This is a genomic window from Pantoea sp. GM_Pan_4, assembly GCF_026541005.1.
GTDB lineage: Bacteria > Pseudomonadota > Gammaproteobacteria > Enterobacterales > Enterobacteriaceae > Pantoea > Pantoea dispersa.
On the sequence record NZ_JALNUZ010000002.1, the window covers coordinates 217,923 to 238,154 of the forward strand.

Genomic DNA, 20,232 nt, shown 5'->3' on the forward strand with positions numbered 1-20,232 from the left:
ATCTTCTTTCGCAGCGCAATCAGGAGAGTTTCCCGACCGCGGCGGCAATCTCTGGCAGTGCGGCGCGTGCAAACAGCTCTTCAAAATCAGGCAGATGGCCCAGCACCTCACGGTTGCAGGCGTCCTGATAAATGATCCAGCCATAGGTTGCCAGGCTGTCCATGGAGCGAATGTTGCGCTGCGTCAGCGCGGCTTTGTAATCCGACATACGCTTGGCGGCGATCAGGCTTGCCAGCTCATCATCGCTGTAGTTCTCAATGGCCGCACGGGCATGACGCTGCAGCTTGCTGACCAGCGCGAAATCTTCGGTCATCAGCAGGTTGCGAACCGCTTTCTCGACTGCCGCATCTTCCACCGCTGTGCCTTTCGGCAGTTTGCCCAGCGCCAGCTGCTGCGCGAAGCTCAGAACGGTGTAGTTATTCAGCAGAACAAACATCTCCTGCGTATCGGTCGCGCCGTAGGCCGGTACCGCACCGTCGGCGATGGTTTTGCCCGCACGCCAGGCTGATTTGAACTTGGCAACCTGATGCGCGGCCAGCGACGTGGACAGTTCTTCCAGCAAATCCTTACGCGTTTTCGCTTTCAGGATCTCGCCGCCGTCCTGATACAGCAGCAGCGAGCGTGGCATCACGTAAACGAAGTGCTGACACTCGGTTTCCCAGTTCTCCAGCAGCCACGCCGCGCGCGGCGACTGGGTGGCTTCGAGGTGCCAGTGCAGCATGGTCAGCACTGCCTGCTTGTGCACCTGCGCCATTTCGTCTTCGTCAGCGATGGAGCCGAACAGCACCGAATCACCGGCGGCGTGCGCGGCCAGGGAACGGTACGGATCATACTGATAGGCGAAGCCGCCGCTCATGCCGTTACCGAAACCTTTACCAAAGGTGCCGAGGTTAAGAATCGCGCCGTTGGTCATGTATTCACAGCAGAAGTCGCCGACACCTTCCACCACCGCGGTGGCGCCAGAGTTACGCACGGCGAAACGGTCACCGGCCTGGCCCTGAACAAACAAACGACCGCCGGTCGCGCCGAACAGCGCAAAGTTACCGATCAGCACGTTGCCGTCGCTGTCCTGTGCGCCGCCGCCCGGTGACATCACCACCAGTTCGCCGCCACACTGACCTTTACCGACGCCATCGTTACAGGTGCCGTAATGCTTCATCTGCATGCCGTCGTTGCAGAACGCGCCAAATGACTGACCGGCTGACCCGCGGGTATCAATCTGCACTGTGCGCGGTGCCAGATATTTCCGGCCACGGTCATCCTGCAGTACCGCCGGCAGCGCCGCCAGCTGCTGCGCCGACAGCTCGTGGTTCAGCATGCGCTCAATATCGATCGCCAGCTGACCGCCAACGCTCTTGTTACGGTTGTTCAGCGTTACGCCGTTACCCAGCGTAATCTCGCGGCGGGCAGCGTCAACCAGCTGCGCTTTCAGCTCTTCTACCCAGCCATCGTCCAGCTCGAAATCTTTTTCCAGATACACCGGCTGAGCGATCTTCTGCTCCGGCACCACGGTCAGCATGGCGCGCAGATCGAGTTTGCCCACTTCCAGCGGATGATCCATCAGGTGCAGCAGGTCAGAGCGGCCGCGCGCTTCACGCAGCGAACGCAGACCGAGGCGTGCGAGGAACTCACGCACTTCCTGCGCCACGTTGATGAAGTACTGCGCCAGCTGACGCGGATCGCCATCGAAGGCTTCAGCGTTAGTGGTGAGGCCCGCCGGGCATTTGACGTTACAGTTTTTCGCCATCACGCATTTCAGCATCATCAGCGCGGTGGTGCCGAACTCGAAGCTGTCGCCGCCGAGCAGCGCTGATTTAATCACGTCGCTGCCGGTCTGCTGTGCGCCGGAGCAGCGCAGCTGCACTTTGTCACGCAGCCCGTTAGCGCACAGCGCCTGGTGTACTTCGGCGATACCGATTTCTGCCACGCGCCCGGTGTATTTCAGGCTGGTGACCGACGCCGCGCCGGTGCCGCCGGTGTTACCGGCGACGTTGATGACGTCTGCGCCGGCTTTTGCCACGCCGACTGCGATAGTACCGATGCCTTCAGACGACACCAGTTTGACGATAACGCGCACGCGCGCCGCTTTACAGTCGTGGATCAGCTGCGCCAAATCCTCGATAGAATAAGTATCGTGATGCGGCGGCGGTGATACCAGCTCAACACCCGGCGTACCGCCACGTGCGGCCGCAATCTCCACCGTCACTTTCGGTGCTGGCAGCTGACCGCCTTCGCCCGGTTTAGCGCCCTGGCCAATTTTGATCTCCAGCTCTTCCAGCATCGGGTCGGCCAGATAAGCCGCCCACACGCCGAAACGACCAGATGCCAGCTGTTTGATGCGCGATGCGCGAATGGTGCCGTGGCGTGAATAGTGTTCGCCACCTTCACCACAGTTACTCATTCCGCCCACCATATTGGTACCGTGCGCCACCGCTTCGTGCGCCGGCGCGACCAGCGCGCCGTGGCTCATGGCGCCTGAGGCGAAGGTACGGGTGATTTCGTGCGCCGGCTGGACCTCTTCCAGCGGCAGCGAGGGCAGCGCGGTAAAGATTTTTGCCAGATAGTCTGCTGCCTGACCGTAAGCGGTAATGTGCAACACGCCTTCAGTGATGCTGCTGCTTTCGATCTCATCGTTAAAGCGGGTTTTCAGCGCGCGTGACAGCGCGGCCAGACGCTCGCTCTCCGGCTTCAGGCCGGCAATAGCATCAATCAGACGCAGCTCAAACTGGTTGAGGCTGCCGTTCACCGCTTCGCAGCGCAGGCCGCGAATGGCGAAGCCGTTGTTGACCAGCGAGTAGCGGCCCAGCTTGCGGCCAAATTCGGCTTCGCTGTCCACGTGGGTCAGATCGCACGGCAGCGCGAGGATGTCGCGCAGCGCCGCCGGACGACGCTTACGCTCGGCGTGCATCAGGCTGGAGAACTGACGGTAATCCGGCGTGATAGCAAAGCTGTCGATCACCGCATTCGGGATGCGCTCGAAGCTGCTGTCTTTAAACGACTCGGCTTTGATGCTGAACGCGTTGTCCAGCCTGGCCAGCGTCATCAGACGGATAAAGTTGTCCTCTTCGCGCGCTTTGTCGGCGAAACGAATCGGCTGCTCTGTCATATCAATAAAGGTACGTACTGCGATGGTGCCGTACGAGTGGCCCGCGCCTTCGGCACGTTCTTTGAACAGACCCAGCAGTGGCACTTCGGCTTCGCCCTGAATTTTCAGCGCGCTCTGGTGCCAGTCCACCGCCATCTGCGCGATGGCCGGGAAGCCCGCACCGCCCACCGGAGTTTTGATATTCGGGAAATATTTCTTCAGCACCGGATCTTCGGTATCGAGGAAGTTCGGCTCGAAGAACTCACCGCAGCTGTAGCTCTCAACGGTACACAGGCCCACTTTGCCCATGGTTTTCATCAGCGCTTTTTCTGCCGCTTTGGCATAGCGTTTGAACGCTTTGTTGCCTTCTTCACCTTCACCAAACTTCTCTTCTGCACGCATCTGTACGCCCAGCGGATACACGGCAGAGGCGCCAAAGCCGAGCGTGGCGGCGATATGGTGCGAGGAGATGCTCTGGCCGCTCTCGACCACCAGTGACACATCCAGACGCAGGCCTTCCTGCACCAGACGCTGGTTGATGGCCGACACCATCAGCAGCATCGGAATGGCAGCATGAGTTGACGAGATATGGCGATCGGTAATCACCGCGATGCCGCCCTGCTGACGGGCAAAATCCACCACCTGCTGCGCCAGGTTATCGATAGCGTTTTCCAGCGCTTTGGCGTTGGCGGCGCGGCTGACGATGTCTTTACCGATGACCGGCTCATACAGCATCTCGAAGCGCGCATACGGCGCCACTTTCTGCTCGCGCAGACGCAGCATGTCCAGGTGCGTCAGGATCGGGCTTGGCACGATGATCTGCTGGCCTTTACTGCGACCGAGGTGCGGTTTGGCGCCGAGCGCCACGCGCAGCGTCATGCCGTCCGCTTCACGGATGGAGTCAAGCGGCGGGTTGGTGACCTGTGCAAAGCGCTGCGAGAAGTAGTGCGCCATGCCGCCTTCATGATCGGACAGGCCATTGATGGCGTTGCCGTAACCCATCGCGGAGATCTTCTCAGCGCCGGTTTGCAGCATCGGGTCCATCATGAATTTGAAGCTTTCCTGGTTGTAGTAGTAAGCCACAAAGCGCTGATAGGTTTTCAGGTCGCCGCGATAGCGCAGCGGTGAGCCGAGTTTCTCTGCCGGCACTTCCGGCAGCTGCTGCAGTTCAACGCGTGCCGCCTGCACCAGGGAGAGATAATCTTTTTCCGCCGCCAGCTTTTCCAGCGCCTGCACGGTGGTGTAAGAGCGTTTCTCTTTGTGATCGTAATAGAGCATGCCGCCAGCTTCGATACGGCCACGGCGCAGCACGCTCTCCGGTGGGAAGGCGATCTGGCCGGCTTCTGACATCGCACCGATGTACTCAGCGGTTTCGACGGAGCGCAGCGGACGCAGGCCAAGACGGTCCAGCCGTGCGCCAATCACTTCGCCGTTACCGAAGATCAGCGCGGCGGGGCCGTCGTTCTTCTCTTCATACAGCGAGAAGTATTCCAGCATGGCGCGCACTTCAGCCGACAGCGAGGTGTCGTTTTCCCACGCCGGCGGCATCATTGAAACCACGGCGTTGATCAGATCGAGGTTATCTTCCATCAGACGGCTGTGGATGCTCTGATCGAGACGCGAACTGTCAGACTGGCCTTTTGGCCGCACGATCTTTTTGCCGCGTGCCAGCATCAGTGCCGCTTCCGCGATGCGGTTTTTACGGTCTGTATTCAGCTCACCGTTGTGCGCCATCAGGCGGAACGGCTGCGCCATCGTGGTATGCGGATCGGTATTGGTGGAGAAGCGGGTATGGAAAAACAGTCCGCGTACCTGATGATCGGGATCGGTCAGATCTTTGAAGTAAGGAATCACTTCATTGGAGTTCAGGCGGGCTTTGAACACCTGAGTGCGCGACGACAGCGACAGCGGATAAAGGCCGCCGAATTCGCTTTCGGTAAAGGCGCGTGCTTCGATGTCCAGCAGCGCACGATAAATGTGGCGCTCGAAGTCGCTCTGCTCGGTAACGTCCTGCGGTGCGGCAAACACCCACTGCACGATCGGCAGCTGGCACTGCTGTGCGGCCGGGCGCGTGACGCTGTTGTCCAGCGGCATATCACGCTTCAGCAGCACCGGGAAGTTGTAAGCGGCCAGCGTCTCTTCAACCAGACGCTCTGCGTTCGCGCGCAGCGCCGCATCTTTTGGCACAAAGAAGTTGCCCACGCCAAAGCGGCCCGCTTCCAGCGCCTGACCGGTCAGCTTACGGAAGAAGTTCAGGGAGAGGTCAACGTTAACGCCTGCACCATCGCCCACACCCTCTGCAGACATCCCGCCACGGTGCGGTACCGTGCACAGGGCGCTATGCGCCATCTGCAGGATTTCATGGGTCTGCTCGCCGTCCTTGCGGGTAATAAAACCTACACCACAGCTGTCGCTTCCTGCTGATGGATCATACAAACCCCAGGGGTTAGGTTGTTGAGTGGACATTGAGGGTCTCCTTAAACTGCTTTAGACATTACCTGCATTATTTCAGGCACAGAGCGCTGCTGCGTGCTGTATCAATTTGTTTTCGCGCGCTTTTACGCGGACGTCGCAACACCGGACAACGACAATCAAGGCACTGATTCACGTCCTTGATTGGCTGTCCATAAAATCCGGTCTCTAAGGGAGATAACTTGCATCCAGAGGGAGTCTTCTTGCTGCATAGATATGCCGAGACACAGTCCCGACTGGAAAGCATCCAGCGGAATTCCAACTTATCGGGAAAGCGAACTCAGGTCAAATAGCCAGCTTTATTACGGTTAATCAGCCTTTTTGCGATTTAACTGTATGATTATTATGTTTTTATTACGTAAATATATGTCAATCTGACCTTTCTGATTCCCTTATGAAGTGTGAGCCGTCTCACTGTGTGATCGGCCTCATATTTCCAGACCATGCTGTTGAATGTGGGGATGCCAGCACAAAATTCTGTTTGGACCGTTTCGTGCACAGCATGTATCTGTTTTTCTTATGGCGGAACATTTGAATCAAAACGCGGTTGCCATTAGTAAAATTAATTAACCAGGGTGTGATTAAAACAGCACTTAAGCTGAATGGATATGCAATAACGGAAGGCAACCATCAGGAGGGATGGCTGCAGAAAGCGGATGCGCCGGGCACGCGGCACCGGGACCCGCAAAAGCGCGGCCCTCCAGATTATTCAGTTGGCAGAATTAGTCAAGCGCTTTAGGCATAAAGGCGCGAACGTCGGCGAAACGCCGCGCTGCTGCACCATAACAGGGCGTAAAGTCAGTCCGCACGGCGCGTGCGGCGGCGCAGCGCGCGGATAATTACGCTATGATGAGCCAGATTCGTTCAGGGAGCGCGTGATGAAACAGATTCGTCTTTTAGCACAGTACTACGTGGATTTAATGGTCAAGCTCGGGCTGGTGCGGTTTTCGCTGCTGCTGGCTTCGGCGCTGGTGGTGCTGGCAATGGTAGTGCAGATGGCGGTCACCATGGTGCTGCGTGGCCACGTTGAAAGTATCGACGTCGTACGTTCAGTGTTTTTTGGCCTGCTGATTACCCCGTGGGCGGTCTACTTTCTCTCCGTGGTGGTCGATCAGCTGGAGGAGTCGCGCCAGCGGCTGTCGAAGCTGGTGGACAAGCTGGAGGAGATGCGCACGCGCGACCTTGAACTGAATCAGCAGATGAAAGAGACCATCAGCCAGCTGAACCAGGAAATCAGCGACCGTATTAAAGCAGAGCAGGCGCGCGAGCAGGTGATGGATAAGCTGCGCGAAGAGATGACGCGGCGTGAACAGGCGCAGATTGAGCTGGAGCAGCAATCTTCCTTCCTGCGTTCGTTCCTTGATGCCTCGCCCGACCTGGTGTTCTATCGCAACATCGACAAACAGTTCTCCGGCTGTAACCGTGCCATGGAACTGCTCACCGGCCTGAGCGAGAAGCAGCTGATTGGTCTGACGCCGCGCGACATTTATGACGAAGATGCCGCCACCAAAGTGCTGGAGACCGATGAGAAGGTGTTTCGCCACAATGTGTCGCTCACCTATGAACAGTGGCTGCAGTATCCGGACGGGCGCAAAGCCTGCTTTGAAATCCGCAAAGTGCCGTATTACGACCGCGTCGGTAAACGCAGCGGCCTGATGGGCTTCGGACGCGATATTACCGAGCGTAAGCGCTATCAGGACGCGCTGGAGAACGCCAGCCGTGAAAAGACCACCTTTATCTCCACCATCAGCCACGAGCTGCGTACGCCGCTTAACGGCATCGTCGGGTTAAGCCGCATCCTGCTGGATACCGATCTCAATCAGGAGCAGCTGAAGTACCTGAAAACCATTCACGTCTCGGCCATCACCCTCGGTAACATCTTTAATGATGTGATTGAAGTCGACAAGATTGAGCGGCGCAAAGTGCAGCTGGATAACCAGCCGCTGGATTTCACCGGCTTCCTCGCCGACCTGGAAAACCTCTCCGGCCTGCTGGCGCAGCCGAAAGGGCTGAAGTTTGTCATGGCACCGGAGTTGCCGCTGCCGCACAAGATCTCCGCCGACGGCACGCGCCTGCGCCAGATTCTGTGGAACCTGATCGGCAATGCCGTGAAGTTTACCCGGCAGGGCGAAATCGTGGTGCGCGTCGCCTATCGCCAGGACGAAACGCTGCACTTTGAGGTGCAGGACTCCGGGATGGGCATTCCGCAGGAAGAGCAGGACAAAATCTTCGCCATGTATTACCAGGTGAAAGATCAGCACGGCGGTAAACCGGCCACCGGCACCGGGATTGGCCTGGCGGTGTCACGCCGGCTGGCGCAGGCGATGGGCGGCGATATTACCGTCAGCAGCGCACCGGGTCAGGGCTCGTGCTTTACCGTGGAAATTCACGCGCCGCGCGTGGCGGATGAAGTGGAAGATGAGGGTCAGGACGACAGCATGCCGTTGCCGGCGCTGCACGTGCTGCTGGTAGAAGATATTGAACTCAACGTGATTGTGGCGCGCTCGGTACTGGAGAAGCTGGGTTGCAGCGTGGAGGTGGCGATGACCGGCGGTGAGGCGCTGGCGATGTTCGATCCGCAGGAGTTCGACCTGGTGCTGCTGGATATCCAGCTGCCGGACATGACTGGCCTCGATGTGTCGCGCGCCATTCATCAGCAGCATGCCGGCGTGACGCTGCCGCCGCTGGTCGCGCTGACTGCCAACGTGCTGAAGGATAAAAAAGAGTATCTCGATGCCGGCATGGACGATGTGCTGAGCAAACCGCTGGCGGTGCCAGCGCTGACCGCGATGATCAAGAAATTCTGGGATTACCAGGCTGAAGCGGAAGCGGTGGTGAGTGACGCCGACGCGGAACAGTCACGCACGCTGCTGGATGTCGACATGCTGGAGCAGTATATCGAGCTGGTTGGTCCGGGGCTGATCACCCAAAGCCTGACGATGTTCGAGCAGATGATGCCGGGTTATCTTGAGGTGCTGGACTCCAATATGATGGCGCGTGACCAGAAGGGCATCGCCGAAGAGGGGCACAAGATCAAAGGCGCGGCGGGCTCGGTCGGCCTGCTGCATCTGCAGAAACTGGCGAAACAGATTCAGTCACCGGAATTGCCGGCCTGGTGGGATAACGTGCAGGAGTGGGTTGACGAGCTGAAGCACGAGTGGCGGCACGACGTTGAAGTATTACGGAACTGGGTTGCGGAGCGGGAAAAATAGCGCGGGCCAGAAAAAAAATGACCCCAGTCGAAACCGGGGTGCGCGAATACTGCGCCAACACCAGGGAAATGGGCGCTGCTGCTATTATTAGAAATCGAATACAAAAGCAACAGCGTGGTATTGGTTAACGCTTCAAAATCACCTTAGCAAATTCGCCACAGCTTGTGACAAGATTCATTAAATTGTGTGATGTTGAGCAGCGTTTAAATACAGAAAACATTAATTTGCTGACACAGTCAAGCAAGGAATCAATTTCTTTGGCGTATTGCACTATTTTTGAGCAAATGTTCGGTTTTTTGCCTGGTTTTCCCACAGTCGCGGTCCGGAAAGCGCTGCGCAGCGAAGGGAAACGGCAAAAAGCGCAGCGCAACGGCCGTTTTTATGCTCATGTTATTGATTCTAATAATGAATAACCAGATTTTGCCGCGGTTATCCAAAACGTTTTGGAAACCCCCGGCTGAAAGTTCCAGTTCGGGCATTGAACGGTTAGCGTAAACCGGATGGGCGGTAAAACGTTTTACAGGTTGCGCCCTGGTCTGAAGCGTAATTGTCGCTATTTGCGCCGTGTTTTTCAGAATGGTCTCGGTTGTCAATGAACATCTTCACTGACTACTAAAGATGATAGTTAAACATCGTGAAAGGTTTAACGTGAGCGGTATCACAATCGGTTAAGTATTTATGCCCGTGCGCGCTGCGCGATTTTTCTGCATGGAACCGATTCCTTTTTGCCGGAAGTGCTTGATGCGACTGGCTCTAATAGAGGAACGATGGTTGCCCGCGCAATGAGTTTGGCTGGTGGTCGCGATGCCGCAGAGATAAAATTCCGGCTTGCATCACCGCTATTTGAAATCATGACCTGAGTAATTGATTAATCCAGGGAACCGGTAAGAGACGATTGCATGAGTAAGAGTAAAGGGAAGATGGTCCAGCGCCTGAAGCGGCTGGCTGGCAGGGTGCTTCTGGCATGGCTGGGTCTGTGGCTGGCCGGCATCGTGCTGTTCGCATTTTTGCCGGTGCCGTTTTCGGCGGTAATGGTGGAGCGGCAGCTTGGCGCGTGGTTCAGCGGACGCTTCGATTATGTCGCGCATTCAGACTGGGTGGGAATGGATGAGATTTCACCGTGGATGGCGCTGGCGGTGATCGCCTCGGAAGATCAAAAATTCCCCGAGCACTGGGGCTTTGACGTGCATGCCATTCAGCAGGTGCTGGACAATGACGGCAGCGAACGGATGCGCGGCGCTTCAACGCTGTCTCAGCAGACGGCGAAGAATCTGTTCTTGTGGGATGGCCGCAGTTGGGTGCGCAAAGGGCTGGAGGCCGGGCTGACGGTGGGGCTGGAAACGGTTTGGACCAAACGCCGCATTCTGACAGTCTACCTGAATATTGCGGAATTCGGGAACGGGGTGTTTGGTGTGGAAGAGGCATCGCAGCGCTATTTCCACAAGCCTGCCAGTCGGCTGAGCATGGCGGAAGCCGCTTTGCTGGCGGCGGTGCTGCCGAATCCGATTCGCTTCCGCGCGGATGCGCCTTCCGGCTACATTCGTCAGCGCCAGCAGTGGATTATGCGCCAGATGCGCCAGCTGGGCGGCGAGGGCTTCCTCAACCGTTACCAGCTGCACTGACGCGGTTAATCTTCGTCAAAACCGGCTTCAAACAGCTCAATGACCGCGGCCAGCGCCTGGGTTTCCTGCGGGCCACTGGCCTCGATTTCGATATGACCGCCTTTAGCGGAGTCGAGCATCAGTAGCGCAATCACGCTGCTGGCTTCGGCTTCGGTACCGGCCTCGTTACGCAGCAGCACTTCCGCATCAAAACTCTGCACCAGCTCAAACAGCTTCATCGCCGGGCGCGCGTGCATACCCAGCTTATTTCGAATCTCAACGGTTTGCTTCACGGTCATGATTTGCGTTTTTCCAGGGTGCGATGACGGGACTGCACATTTTTACCGCGCGAACGGAAATAGTCTGCCAGCTGTTCGGCAATGTAGACCGAACGGTGCTTACCGCCGGTACAGCCAATCGCCACCGTCAGATAGCTGCGGTTATTGGTTTCCAGCATCGGCAGCCACAGCTCGAGATAGCTGCGTGTCTGATAGATAAAGTTGTGCACTTCGGTGTGACGATCGAGGAAGGCCGCCACCGGACGATCGAGCCCGGTCATCGGACGCAGCTTCGGATCCCAGTGTGGGTTGGGCAGAAAACGCACGTCAAACACGTAATCAGCGTCGATCGGGATGCCGTGCTTGAAGCCGAAGGATTCAAACACCATGGTGAGTTCACGCTCACGCTTGCCCAGCAGGCGCGTGCGCAGCATTTCTGCCAGCTCATGCACTGACATCTCTGAGGTATCGATGATCAGATCGGCACGCGAGCGCAGCGGCTCCAGCAGATCGTTCTCCTCATCAATGGCGCTTTCCAGCGACAGATTTTTGCTGGAGAGCGGATGCAGGCGGCGCGTGTCGCTGTAGCGGCGGATCAGTGTATTGCGATCGGCGTCCAGAAACAGCAGCTGTGGCGAGAACGCTTCCGGCAGATTGTTCAGTGCCTGCTCAAACACCTCCGGCGATTCCGGCATGTTGCGCACGTCAATGCTGACCGCCGCTGAGATATTGCGCTCGGTTAAGGTGTTCGCCAGCTCCGGCAGCAGCACCACCGGCAGGTTATCGACACAGTAGAAGCCCATATCCTCAAGGGCGCGCAGCGCGACTGATTTTCCTGAGCCTGACCGACCGCTAACGATCATCAGCACCATCACATTTCTCCCGTGTTAAACCGGCACGCAGGCCGGTAAAAGTGTCTGTCGCTTAAGCGTGATCTTCCTGAGCTTCTGTAATGATGGCGTAGAGCTCTTCATCGCTCTGTGCCGCGCGCAAACGGCGGCAGACGGTTTTATCCGCCAGGCGTTTCGCCACCAGCGACAGGGTGTGCAGATGGGTTTTACACTGGTCTGCGGGCACCAGCAGGGCAAACAGCAGGTCAACCGGCTGGTTGTCGACGGCGTCAAAGGCGATAGGCTGGTCGAGGCTGATAAACACGCCAACCGCGCGCAGCGTATCCTCCTCCAGCTTGCCGTGCGGGATGGCGATGCCGTTGCCAATGCCGGTACTGCCCATGCGTTCACGGGTCAGGATGGCTTCAAAAAGCGTCTGGTGCGGCAGATTGAGCTGCTTAGCGGCCAGCTCGCTGATAATTTCCAGCGCGCGCTTTTTACTCTGGCAGTGTACGCCGCTGCGGGTGCAGTCCAGCGAAAGGACCGCGCTCAATTCCAGTGTCAGATCGTTGTTCATCATCGTTTCACTTGCGTGTTCACATAGCCGTAAGGCACGTACCGGGACACCGCGAACGGGCAGGGCAGGTGACTGCAGGCGCTTGCGCAGATGACAAAACGGGGCGGTGACCCGCCCCATTTCTCCTCTGAGTGCTGAACCCGTCAGCACTCTGCAAGCGTGAAGGTTAGTGTTTTTTCAGTTTGTCTTTGTGTTTGGTCAGCTGACGGGCCAGCTTGTCAATCAGCCCGTCGATGGCCGCGTACATGTCTTCCGCTTCCGATGTGGCGTGCAGCTCCCCGCCGTTGACGTGCAGGGTTGCTTCCGCAATCTGCGTCACCTTCTCCACTTTCAGAACAATATAAACCTGATTGATACGATCAAAATAGTGTTCCAGTTTGGCAAATTTGTTATTTACAAATTCGCGCAGTGGGTCGGTTATCTCAACATTCAGTCCGGTAAGGTTTAGCTGCATAGGTCTTCCTTCTTGTTTCGGTCAAACCAGCTGCTTGCGCTGGTTTGATGGCGGTATAGATAAAGACTCGCGATACTTAGCAACCGTACGTCGCGCCACCATGATGCCCTGTTCAGATAACATGGAGGTCAGTTTGCTGTCGCTCAAGGGTTTTGCGGGATTTTCCGCGGAGATTAATTTTTTCACCAGTGCACGGATCGCCGTCGACGAGGCTTCGCCACCGCCTTCGGTGCTGACGTGACTGGAGAAAAAATACTTCAGTTCAAAAATGCCACGCGGGCTGTGCAAATACTTTTGCGTGGTGACGCGGGAAATGGTGGATTCATGCATATCCACGGCCTGGGCGATATCCGCCAGCACCATCGGACGCATATACTCTTCACCCTGTTCAAAAAACGCCTGCTGCTGTTCGACAATACAGCGCGTCACTTTAAGCAGCGTGTCGTTGCGGCTCTCCAGGCTCTTAATCAGCCAGCGGGCTTCCTGTAAGTTGCTGCGAATAAACTGACTGTCACTGTCATTACGCGCAGAACCGCCCATCGCGGCGTAATGCTGATTAATCTTCAGGCGCGGCAGGCTGTCAGCGTTCAGCTCCACCGTCCAGCGCGTGCCAGTCTTGCGCACCAGCACATCGGGAATCACATACTCGGGCTCGCTGGTATTGATCGACTGCCCGGGGCGCGGATCGAGCGACTGAATCAGCAGCATCGCTTCCTTCAGCACCTCTTCTTTCAGCCGCGTCACGCGCATCAGGCTGCGGAAATCGTGGTTAGCCAGCAGGTCGAGATGCTCGCTGACGATCAGCCGTGCTTCGTTCAGCATCGGCATATCGGCCGCATACTGCGACAGCTGCACCAGCAGGCAGTCACGCAGATCGCGTGCGCCGACGCCCACCGGATCGAAACGCTGTACGCGCTTCAGCACCGCTTCCACCTCTTCCAGCGTCAGCTCTTCGTCACCAATACTGTCACAAATGTCCTGTAAGCTGACGGTGAGATAACCGGTATCGTCGATGGCATCGACGATGGAGGTAGCGATGGCGCGGTCGGTGTCGGTGAACGGCGTCAGTTCCACCTGCCACATCAGATAGTCCTGCAGCGATTGCGTGGTTTCACCCTGATACACCGGCAGCTCGTCGTCCTGGTAATCGGTGCCGGTGCCGGAGGGCGTACCGGCCGTGTAGATCTCGTCCCAGGTGGCATCGAGCGGCAGCTCTTCCGGCATCTCTTTCTGTTCGAGTGCCTCACGGGTATCTAACGCCTCGTTCTCCTGAAATTCGCGGGCGTCGACTTCATCGTGCAGATCGGTTTGTTCAAGCAGCGGATTGCTTTCCAGCGCCAGTTGCAGTTCCTGCTGGAGTTCAAGCGTAGAGAGTTGCAGCAAGCGGATTGCCTGCTGCAACTGGGGGGTCATCGCCAGCTGTTGGCTGAGCCTGAGTTGCAAACCTTGCTTCATAATCCGGCTAGAATTTCCTAAGCAAATGTCGGGTATGCCGACACCTTATCAGAGTCTGAACTCTTCGCCCAAATAAACCCGCTTAACCTGCTCATCTGCAAGAATTTCATCTGGCGTGCCGTGGGCAATCAGATGGCCCTGGCTGACGATATATGCGCGCTCACACACCGCGAGCGTTTCACGCACGTTGTGGTCGGTGATCAGCACGCCGAGGCCGCTGTCACGCAGGTGTTCGATGATCTTTTTGATATCGATAACGGAGATGGGGTCAACGCCGGCAAAAGGTTCATCCAGCAGGATAAACTTTGGATTGGCGGCCAGCGCACGGGCAATCTCGACGCGGCGACGTTCACCGCCCGACAGCGCCTGGCCCATGCTGTCGCGCAGATGGCCAATGTGGAACTCTTCCATCAGCTCATTGGCGCGATCCTGACGCTGCTCTTCCGTCAGGTCGTCACGCACCTGCAGTACCGCCATCAGGTTGTCGTAGACACTCAGACGGCGAAAGATCGACGCTTCCTGCGGCAGATAACCGATGCCGCGGCGCGCGCGCGCATGCAGCGGCAGAATACTGATATCTTCTTCATCAATGATGATGCGGCCGGCATCACGCGGCACGATGCCGACCACCATGTAGAAGGTGGTGGTTTTACCGGCCCCGTTGGGGCCCAGCAGGCCGACAATCTCGCCGGATTTCACCTGCAGGCTGACATCTTCTACTACGCGACGGCCTTTGTAGGCTTTCGCCAGGTTTTCAGCGACTAATGTGGCCATAGCGATCAGTTACTCTTTTTGGGGCTCGCAGACGAACCGTTTTTATCCTGCAGCTGCGACGGCACCAGCACGGTGGTGACACGCTTGCTCTGGCCCTGACTGTAGGCCTGCATTTTCTGCTCTTTCACCAGATAGGTGATGCGATCGCCTTTGATGTTGCTGTCCTGCTGCTCAATAAAGGCGTTGCCGGTCAGCTCGACGAAATCGTTGGCCAGCTCATAGTGCAGTTTGGCGGCGTGCCCCTGCACCGGTTTGCCGTTGTCCTGCATCTGATAAAAGGTGGCTGGATTGCCGTAGGCATCAACGATGGTTTTGTTGCTGTCGCCGCCGGGACGCGTTACTACCACTTTATCGGCGGTAATTTTGATGGTGCCCTGGGTCACGATCACGTTGCCGGTAAAGGTGGCGACGTTACCCTGCAAATCGAGCGCCTGGTTCACCGAGTCGATGTTAACCGGCTTGTCCGAATCGCCCGTTAACGCCAGCGCCGGCAGGCTGGTTGCCAGCAGCGCACTCACCAGCAGCAACTTAAGGCTATTTTTGTTCATTTTGAATTTCATAGGAGGTTTTGACCTTTTCAAGCAGCTCGGCATTCTTTGTCCGTAGGTTGCCGCGCATCTTCATGCCAGTGGAGTTAAAACTGCGGCCAAATAGGGTGACCTGATCGTCAGACGTCACATCCTGGCTGACCAGATTAACCTGAGCATTATCCGTGATGATGCGCTCAAGCTGGGAATCCTGCGTCAATGTGTGTACTTCAACGTGGCCATAAAGATACAGCATACGATCTTTCGTCAGCTTTGCCTTGTCAGCACGAACCGACCACGTGGGCACTTTGTTTTCGTCGTAAGTGGTCATCACCGGATTATCGAACCAGCTCACTTCTTCGGCCGAAAAGTAGGTCACTTTATCCGAGACCAGCTTATAGGCCAGCGCACCCGTCGGGTTATACACCACGGTGCTGGAGTTGGCGCTGGTGTAGGTCGGCGCCTGATCGTTGGTCGCCACCGGCGTGGCGCTGTCGTCCTGGTTGGTAAGATTCCAGCCGATCAGCACCAGGGCGATCAGCGCCAGAATCAGCGTTATCCAACGCCTGCTTTTACTCATACTGATTGCCCTTTGGCATCCTCAAATTTGTTCTGCGCCAGCAAAATCAGGTCGCATAGCTCACGTACTGCACCGCGACCGCCAGCAATGCGCGTCACGTAATGCGCGCGCGGCAGTAATACCGGATGCGCATCGGCGACGGCCACGCTCAGACCCGCCTGTGCCATTACCGGCCAGTCGATCAGGTCGTCACCAATATACGCGACCTGGTCTGCCGATAGTGACAGTTTATCCAGGAGTTCGCGCCAGGCCAAAAGCTTATCCGACTGTCCCTGGTAAAGATGCGTAATGCCGAGCGTTTTACAGCGATCTTCCAGCAGTTTAGCGCGACGGCCGGTAATAATAGCCACTTCGATGTCCGAGGTCAGCAGGCAGCGCACGCCGTAACCGTCGCGCACGTTAAAGGCCTTTAGCTCTTCACCGCTGTTGCCCATGTAAATCAGGCCGTCGGACATCACGCCATCGACATCGCAAATCAGCAGGCGGATGTTGGCCGCCCGCGCCATCACGTCGGCGCTCACCGGGCCGTAGCAGGTGTCGACCATCGTGGTTTCAGCACTCATTGTTGTTTCCCGTTCAGACCACGCCAGCGCGCAGCATGTCATGCATATGTACCACACCGAGCAGGCGATCGTCATCGGCCACCAGCAGCGCAGTGATGTTTTTGTTTTGCATCAGATTAAGCGCGTCCACCGCCAGCAGGTTAGGACGCACGCGAATCCCGCCGCGCGTCATCACATCCTGGATGCGGGCCGACTGGAAATCGATGCCCATATCGAAGATGCGGCGCAGGTCACCGTCCGTGAAAATCCCTTCGATTTTCATCAGGTCGTCGACAATCACCGTCAGGCCGAGGTTTTTGCGCGTGATCTCCAGCAGCGCGTCGCGCAGCGAGGCGTCACGGGTGACGTGGGGAATTTCATCGCCGCTGTGCATAATGTCGCTGACGTGCAGCAGCAGTTTGCGCCCCAGCGCGCCGCCCGGGTGCGACAGCGCGAAATCTTCCTGCGTGAAACCGCGCGCTTCCAGCAGCGCCACCGCCAGCGCATCGCCCATTACCAGCGTGGCGGTGGTGCTGGAGGTCGGTGCCAGCCCGAGCGGACAGGCTTCCTGCGGCACTTTCACGCATAAATGCACATCGGCAGCCCGGCCCATGGCGCTCTCCGGACGGCTGGTCAGGCAAATCAGCTGCACTTTCTGCCGTTTGAGCACCGGGATCAGCGCGAGGATTTCGCCTGACTCGCCGCTGTTCGAGATGGCGATCACCACATCGTTGGTGCTGACCATGCCGAGATCGCCGTGGCTGGCTTCACCCGGGTGGACGAAGAACGCCGGCGTGCCGGTACTGGCGAAAGTGGCGGCCATCTTCTTGCCGATATGGCCGGATTTGCCCATGCCCATCACCACCACTTTGCCACGGCAGGCAAAGATCATTTCGCAGGCGCGGCTGAAGTCGGCGTTAATATACTGGTCGAGCTGTTCCAGCCCTTCGCGTTCAATGCGCAGTACCGCTTTACCTGCCTGCTGGAAGTCGAAATCCGGTTGCTGATGTGACATGGTCAGTCATCCTTAATAGCTTGCGATAAGCGTGGGGCTGAGCCACAGCCACAGCACCCACACGATAAATCCACCTAACAGCAGCGTGCCCGCGATGCGGCCGATGCGGCGCTTGCGCAGCAGGCACAGCAGGGCGAACAGCACGCTGACGCCCAGCATAATCCAGTAATCCCGCGCAAAGGCGTGCGCATCGATCGCGCCGGGATGCACCAGCGCCGGCAGGCCCAGCACAATCGCCAGATTGAAGATATTGGCGCCAATCAGGTTGCCGATGGCGATATCGTCTTCGCCTTTCAGCGCGCCGGCCAGCACCGTGGCCAGTTCCGGCAGACTGGTACCGACAGCAATCAGCGTCAGTCCCATCACCAGTTCGCTAACGCCGAAGTAATCCGCAAACACTGTGGCGTTGTCGATCACCATGCGCGTCGACATCGGCAGAATAATCAGCGCCACCGCCAGCCAGAGAAACGCCACCGTGTTGCCGCTTTCGTCGCGCGGCAGCTCCGCCAGTTGTTCACGCGTCAGGGTGTCATTATTATCGCGCTCGGCCCGCCGGGCGATGCGGATCGCCACCAGCAGATAACCCAGCGCCAGCAGCAGCAGTGCCACGCCATCCAGCCGGCTGAGCTGGTTATCAAACAGCATGATGCCGCTGAGCAGTGAGACCAGCAGCAGCAGAGGGAGTTCGCGGCGAATCAGATTGGAGTGTACGGTTAAAGGGTGCAGCAGCGCAGCGCCACCCAGAATCAGCAGAATATTGGTGATGTTCGAGCCCAGCGCGGTACCCACGGCTAAATCCATCTGACCATGCTGCGCGGCAGAGAACGAGACGATCAGTTCCGGCAGTGAAGTGCCAATGCTCACCACCGTCATGCCAATGATCAACGGGGGAATGCCAAGGGATCGACACAGGATCGCGGCGCTGAACACCAGGCGGTCAGCTCCGTAAGCCAGTAAAATCAATCCGATAAACAGCAGGGCAGTGGCTACGAACATGAAAAATCCTTGATGGATAACGGTGCCGGCAAACCTTGTCCGACAGGTAAAAGCAGTGCGCGTGCGGAATCAGGCGCTGATTTTGACTGTCTGAGAGGCAAAAGTAAATTTTAAGGCCGTTTTCGCCACACCGGACGGGTAAGTTTCTGTAAAACTATCGTGCATTGTGGTTTACCAGGCTACCATCCACCACGTTAATTACGCCCGATCCGTTTAAAGAGGTAATGATGATCCAGCAGCAAACGAATCTGGTTGAGGTTCGTGGCGTCAGTTTTACGCGCGGCAATCGCACCATCTTCGACGACATTTCGCTGACCGTTCCGGCGGGCAAAGTCACGGCGATTATGGGCCCTTCCGGCATCGGTAAAACCACCCTGCTGCGCCTGATTGGCGGGCAGTTGCAGCCGGACAAAGGTGAGATCTGGTTTCGTGACCAGAACATTCCGACGCTGTCGCGCCGTAAGCTGTATGACGTGCGTAAAAAAATGAGCATGCTGTTCCAGTCCGGTGCGCTGTTCACCGACCTTAACGTCTATGAAAACGTTGCCTGGCCGCTGCGCGAACACACCCGGCTGCCAGCGGAATTACTGCACAGCACGGTGATGATGAAGCTGGAAGCTGTGGGACTGCGCGGCGCAGCCCAGCTGATGCCGGCCGAACTCTCCGGCGGCATGGCGCGCCGGGCGGCGCTGGCGCGTGCAATTGCGCTGGAGCCGGAGCTGATTATGTTCGACGAACCCTTTGTCGGCCAGGATCCCATTACCATGGGCGTGCTGGTCAAGCTAATCGATGAGCTCAACCATTCGCTGGGCGTCACCTGCATTGTGGTTTCACACGACGTGCCAGAGGTCTTGAGCATTGCCGATCATGCCTATATTGTTGCCGGGCAAAAGATTATTGCTCAGGGTAGTGCGCCGCAGCTGAGGGAGAATCCCGATCCGCGCGTGCGCCAGTTTATTGAGGGTCATGCGGATGGTCCGGTGCCGTTCCGCTTCGCTGCCGGGGATTACCTCAGCGATCTGACCCGCACAGGGAGAAGCTAAACTGATGTGGTTACAGGCACTGGCGTCATTTGGGCGTCAGGGAATTAACACCTGTGCGGCCTTTGGCCGGGCGGGCTTAATGCTCTTCCATGCGCTGGTGGGTAAACCGGCGTTTCGTAAGCATGCGCCGCTGCTGGTGAAGCAGCTGTATAGCGTGGGCGTGCTGTCATTGCTGATCATTGTGGTCTCCGGCCTGTTCATTGGCATGGTGCTGGGGCTGCAGGGCTATCTGGTACTCACCACTTACAGCGCGGAAACCAGCCTGGGTATGCTGGTGGCGCTGTCGCTGCTGCGCGAACTGGGGCCGGTAGTCACCGCGCTGCTGTTTGCCGGGCGCGCCGGTTCGGCGCTCACTGCGGAAATTGGCCTGATGAAAGCCACTGAGCAGCTCTCCAGCATGGAGATGATGGCGGTCGATCCGCTGCGCCGCGTAGTGTCGCCGCGCTTCTGGGCCGGCTTTATCAGTATGCCGCTGCTGGCGCTGATCTTTACCGCGGTGGGCATTGCCGGTGGCGCGCTGGTCGGGGTGGCCTGGAAAGGCATCGACCCGGGTTTCTTCTGGTCGGCGATGCAGAACGCGGTGGATTTTCGTACCGATGTGATCAACTGCCTGATCAAGAGCGCGGTGTTTGCCATCACGGTGACCTGGATCGCGCTGTTCAATGGGTATGACGCCATCCCGACTTCGGAAGGGATCAGTCGCGCGACGACGCGTACCGTAGTCCATGCTTCGCTGGCGGTGCTTGGACTGGATTTTGTGCTGACGGCACTGATGTTTGGGAATTAATGCA

Annotated in this window: 16 protein-coding genes and 1 pseudogene; 4 read left to right on the top strand and 13 right to left on the bottom strand. The window is 57.6% G+C overall.

The window, feature by feature from the left end:
* Positions 1-19 precede the first annotated feature (19 nt).
* A complete protein-coding gene (locus tag OXR61_RS07035; RefSeq protein ID WP_031279743.1) occupies positions 20-5,551 on the bottom strand; it encodes a glutamate synthase-related protein in 5,532 nt (1,843 codons plus the stop codon).
* An 884-nt stretch (positions 5,552-6,435) separates the two neighbouring features.
* On the opposite strand from OXR61_RS07035, the pseudogene arcB reads away from it, so the two are divergent.
* A pseudogene (gene arcB / locus OXR61_RS07040) lies at positions 6,436-8,860 on the top strand (aerobic respiration two-component sensor histidine kinase ArcB).
* Between the two features lie 157 nt (positions 8,861-9,017).
* Here the strand turns inward: arcB and OXR61_RS07045 are convergent.
* Complete coding sequence (locus tag OXR61_RS07045; RefSeq protein ID WP_153001976.1) at positions 9,018-9,362, bottom strand: hypothetical protein; 345 nt, start codon at positions 9,360-9,362, stop codon at positions 9,018-9,020.
* A gap of 306 nt (positions 9,363-9,668) precedes the next feature.
* Here OXR61_RS07045 and mtgA point away from each other — a divergent pair, with 306 nt between their 5' ends.
* On the top strand, positions 9,669-10,391 hold the full coding sequence (gene mtgA / locus OXR61_RS07050) for a monofunctional biosynthetic peptidoglycan transglycosylase (protein WP_031279742.1): 723 nt from the start codon (positions 9,669-9,671) through the stop codon (positions 10,389-10,391).
* 5 nt (positions 10,392-10,396) lie between these two features.
* On the opposite strand, the gene npr is transcribed toward mtgA, so the two are convergent.
* The 11 genes from npr to OXR61_RS07105 all read right to left on the bottom strand — a co-directional run bounded on the left by npr (position 10,397) and on the right by OXR61_RS07105 (position 18,398).
* Positions 10,397-10,669 carry a PTS phosphocarrier protein NPr gene (npr, locus tag OXR61_RS07055; RefSeq protein ID WP_058759594.1) on the bottom strand — a complete coding sequence of 91 codons (273 nt, stop codon included), beginning with the start codon at positions 10,667-10,669 and terminating at the stop codon, positions 10,397-10,399.
* A complete protein-coding gene (gene rapZ / locus OXR61_RS07060; RefSeq protein WP_021507744.1) occupies positions 10,666-11,520 on the bottom strand; it encodes an RNase adapter RapZ in 855 nt (284 codons plus the stop codon). The genes npr and rapZ overlap by 4 nt, the downstream gene beginning before the upstream one ends.
* Before the next feature lie 52 nt (positions 11,521-11,572).
* Positions 11,573-12,055: a PTS IIA-like nitrogen regulatory protein PtsN gene (gene ptsN / locus OXR61_RS07065; protein WP_031279741.1), complete on the bottom strand. Its 483-nt coding sequence runs from the start codon at positions 12,053-12,055 to the stop codon at positions 11,573-11,575.
* A 166-nt stretch (positions 12,056-12,221) separates the two neighbouring features.
* Complete coding sequence (hpf, locus tag OXR61_RS07070; RefSeq protein ID WP_010618250.1) at positions 12,222-12,509, bottom strand: ribosome hibernation promoting factor; 288 nt, start codon at positions 12,507-12,509, stop codon at positions 12,222-12,224.
* Between the two features lie 21 nt (positions 12,510-12,530).
* Entirely contained in the window at positions 12,531-13,964 is a 1,434-nt protein-coding gene (gene rpoN / locus OXR61_RS07075) for an RNA polymerase factor sigma-54 (protein ID WP_031279740.1), read from the bottom strand.
* Between the two features lie 48 nt (positions 13,965-14,012).
* Entirely contained in the window at positions 14,013-14,738 is a 726-nt protein-coding gene (gene lptB / locus OXR61_RS07080; protein ID WP_021507742.1) for an LPS export ABC transporter ATP-binding protein, read from the bottom strand.
* A 5-nt stretch (positions 14,739-14,743) separates the two neighbouring features.
* Positions 14,744-15,298 carry a lipopolysaccharide ABC transporter substrate-binding protein LptA gene (lptA, locus tag OXR61_RS07085; RefSeq protein ID WP_031279739.1) on the bottom strand — a complete coding sequence of 185 codons (555 nt, stop codon included), beginning with the start codon at positions 15,296-15,298 and terminating at the stop codon, positions 14,744-14,746.
* Positions 15,273-15,845 carry an LPS export ABC transporter periplasmic protein LptC gene (lptC, locus tag OXR61_RS07090; RefSeq protein WP_021507740.1) on the bottom strand — a complete coding sequence of 191 codons (573 nt, stop codon included), beginning with the start codon at positions 15,843-15,845 and terminating at the stop codon, positions 15,273-15,275. The genes lptA and lptC overlap by 26 nt, the downstream gene beginning before the upstream one ends.
* Positions 15,842-16,408 carry a 3-deoxy-manno-octulosonate-8-phosphatase KdsC gene (gene kdsC / locus OXR61_RS07095; protein ID WP_021507739.1) on the bottom strand — a complete coding sequence of 189 codons (567 nt, stop codon included), beginning with the start codon at positions 16,406-16,408 and terminating at the stop codon, positions 15,842-15,844. The genes lptC and kdsC overlap by 4 nt, the downstream gene beginning before the upstream one ends.
* 13 nt (positions 16,409-16,421) lie before the next feature.
* Positions 16,422-17,402 carry an arabinose-5-phosphate isomerase KdsD gene (kdsD, locus tag OXR61_RS07100; protein WP_021507738.1) on the bottom strand — a complete coding sequence of 327 codons (981 nt, stop codon included), beginning with the start codon at positions 17,400-17,402 and terminating at the stop codon, positions 16,422-16,424.
* Between the two features lie 12 nt (positions 17,403-17,414).
* On the bottom strand, positions 17,415-18,398 hold the full coding sequence (locus OXR61_RS07105) for a calcium/sodium antiporter (RefSeq protein WP_021507737.1): 984 nt from the start codon (positions 18,396-18,398) through the stop codon (positions 17,415-17,417).
* Positions 18,399-18,625: 227 nt separating this feature from the next.
* Here OXR61_RS07105 and mlaF point away from each other — a divergent pair, with 227 nt between their 5' ends.
* Together mlaF and mlaE are read left to right on the top strand one after the other, a co-directional pair.
* Positions 18,626-19,441 carry a phospholipid ABC transporter ATP-binding protein MlaF gene (mlaF, locus tag OXR61_RS07110; RefSeq protein ID WP_021507736.1) on the top strand — a complete coding sequence of 272 codons (816 nt, stop codon included), beginning with the start codon at positions 18,626-18,628 and terminating at the stop codon, positions 19,439-19,441.
* Between the two features lie 4 nt (positions 19,442-19,445).
* Positions 19,446-20,228 carry a lipid asymmetry maintenance ABC transporter permease subunit MlaE gene (gene mlaE / locus OXR61_RS07115; protein ID WP_021507735.1) on the top strand — a complete coding sequence of 261 codons (783 nt, stop codon included), beginning with the start codon at positions 19,446-19,448 and terminating at the stop codon, positions 20,226-20,228.
* The last annotated feature ends 4 nt before the right edge of the window (positions 20,229-20,232 follow it).

Coding starts and splice junctions, on each gene's coding strand:
- kdsC (WP_021507739.1), bottom strand. CDS start 16,408: ATGAGTGCTGAAACCACGATGGTCGACACCTGCTACGGCCCGGTGAGC.
- hpf (WP_010618250.1), bottom strand. CDS start 12,509: ATGCAGCTAAACCTTACCGGACTGAATGTTGAGATAACCGACCCACTG.
- mlaF (WP_021507736.1), top strand. CDS start 18,626: ATGATCCAGCAGCAAACGAATCTGGTTGAGGTTCGTGGCGTCAGTTTT.
- OXR61_RS07105 (WP_021507737.1), bottom strand. CDS start 18,398: ATGTTCGTAGCCACTGCCCTGCTGTTTATCGGATTGATTTTACTGGCT.
- rapZ (WP_021507744.1), bottom strand. CDS start 11,520: ATGGTGCTGATGATCGTTAGCGGTCGGTCAGGCTCAGGAAAATCAGTC.
- npr (WP_058759594.1), bottom strand. CDS start 10,669: ATGACCGTGAAGCAAACCGTTGAGATTCGAAATAAGCTGGGTATGCAC.
- kdsD (WP_021507738.1), bottom strand. CDS start 17,402: ATGTCACATCAGCAACCGGATTTCGACTTCCAGCAGGCAGGTAAAGCG.
- OXR61_RS07035 (WP_031279743.1), bottom strand. CDS start 5,551: ATGTCCACTCAACAACCTAACCCCTGGGGTTTGTATGATCCATCAGCA.
- lptA (WP_031279739.1), bottom strand. CDS start 15,298: ATGAAATTCAAAATGAACAAAAATAGCCTTAAGTTGCTGCTGGTGAGT.
- lptB (WP_021507742.1), bottom strand. CDS start 14,738: ATGGCCACATTAGTCGCTGAAAACCTGGCGAAAGCCTACAAAGGCCGT.
- mlaE (WP_021507735.1), top strand. CDS start 19,446: ATGTGGTTACAGGCACTGGCGTCATTTGGGCGTCAGGGAATTAACACC.
- lptC (WP_021507740.1), bottom strand. CDS start 15,845: ATGAGTAAAAGCAGGCGTTGGATAACGCTGATTCTGGCGCTGATCGCC.
- mtgA (WP_031279742.1), top strand. CDS start 9,669: ATGAGTAAGAGTAAAGGGAAGATGGTCCAGCGCCTGAAGCGGCTGGCT.
- rpoN (WP_031279740.1), bottom strand. CDS start 13,964: ATGAAGCAAGGTTTGCAACTCAGGCTCAGCCAACAGCTGGCGATGACC.
- ptsN (WP_031279741.1), bottom strand. CDS start 12,055: ATGAACAACGATCTGACACTGGAATTGAGCGCGGTCCTTTCGCTGGAC.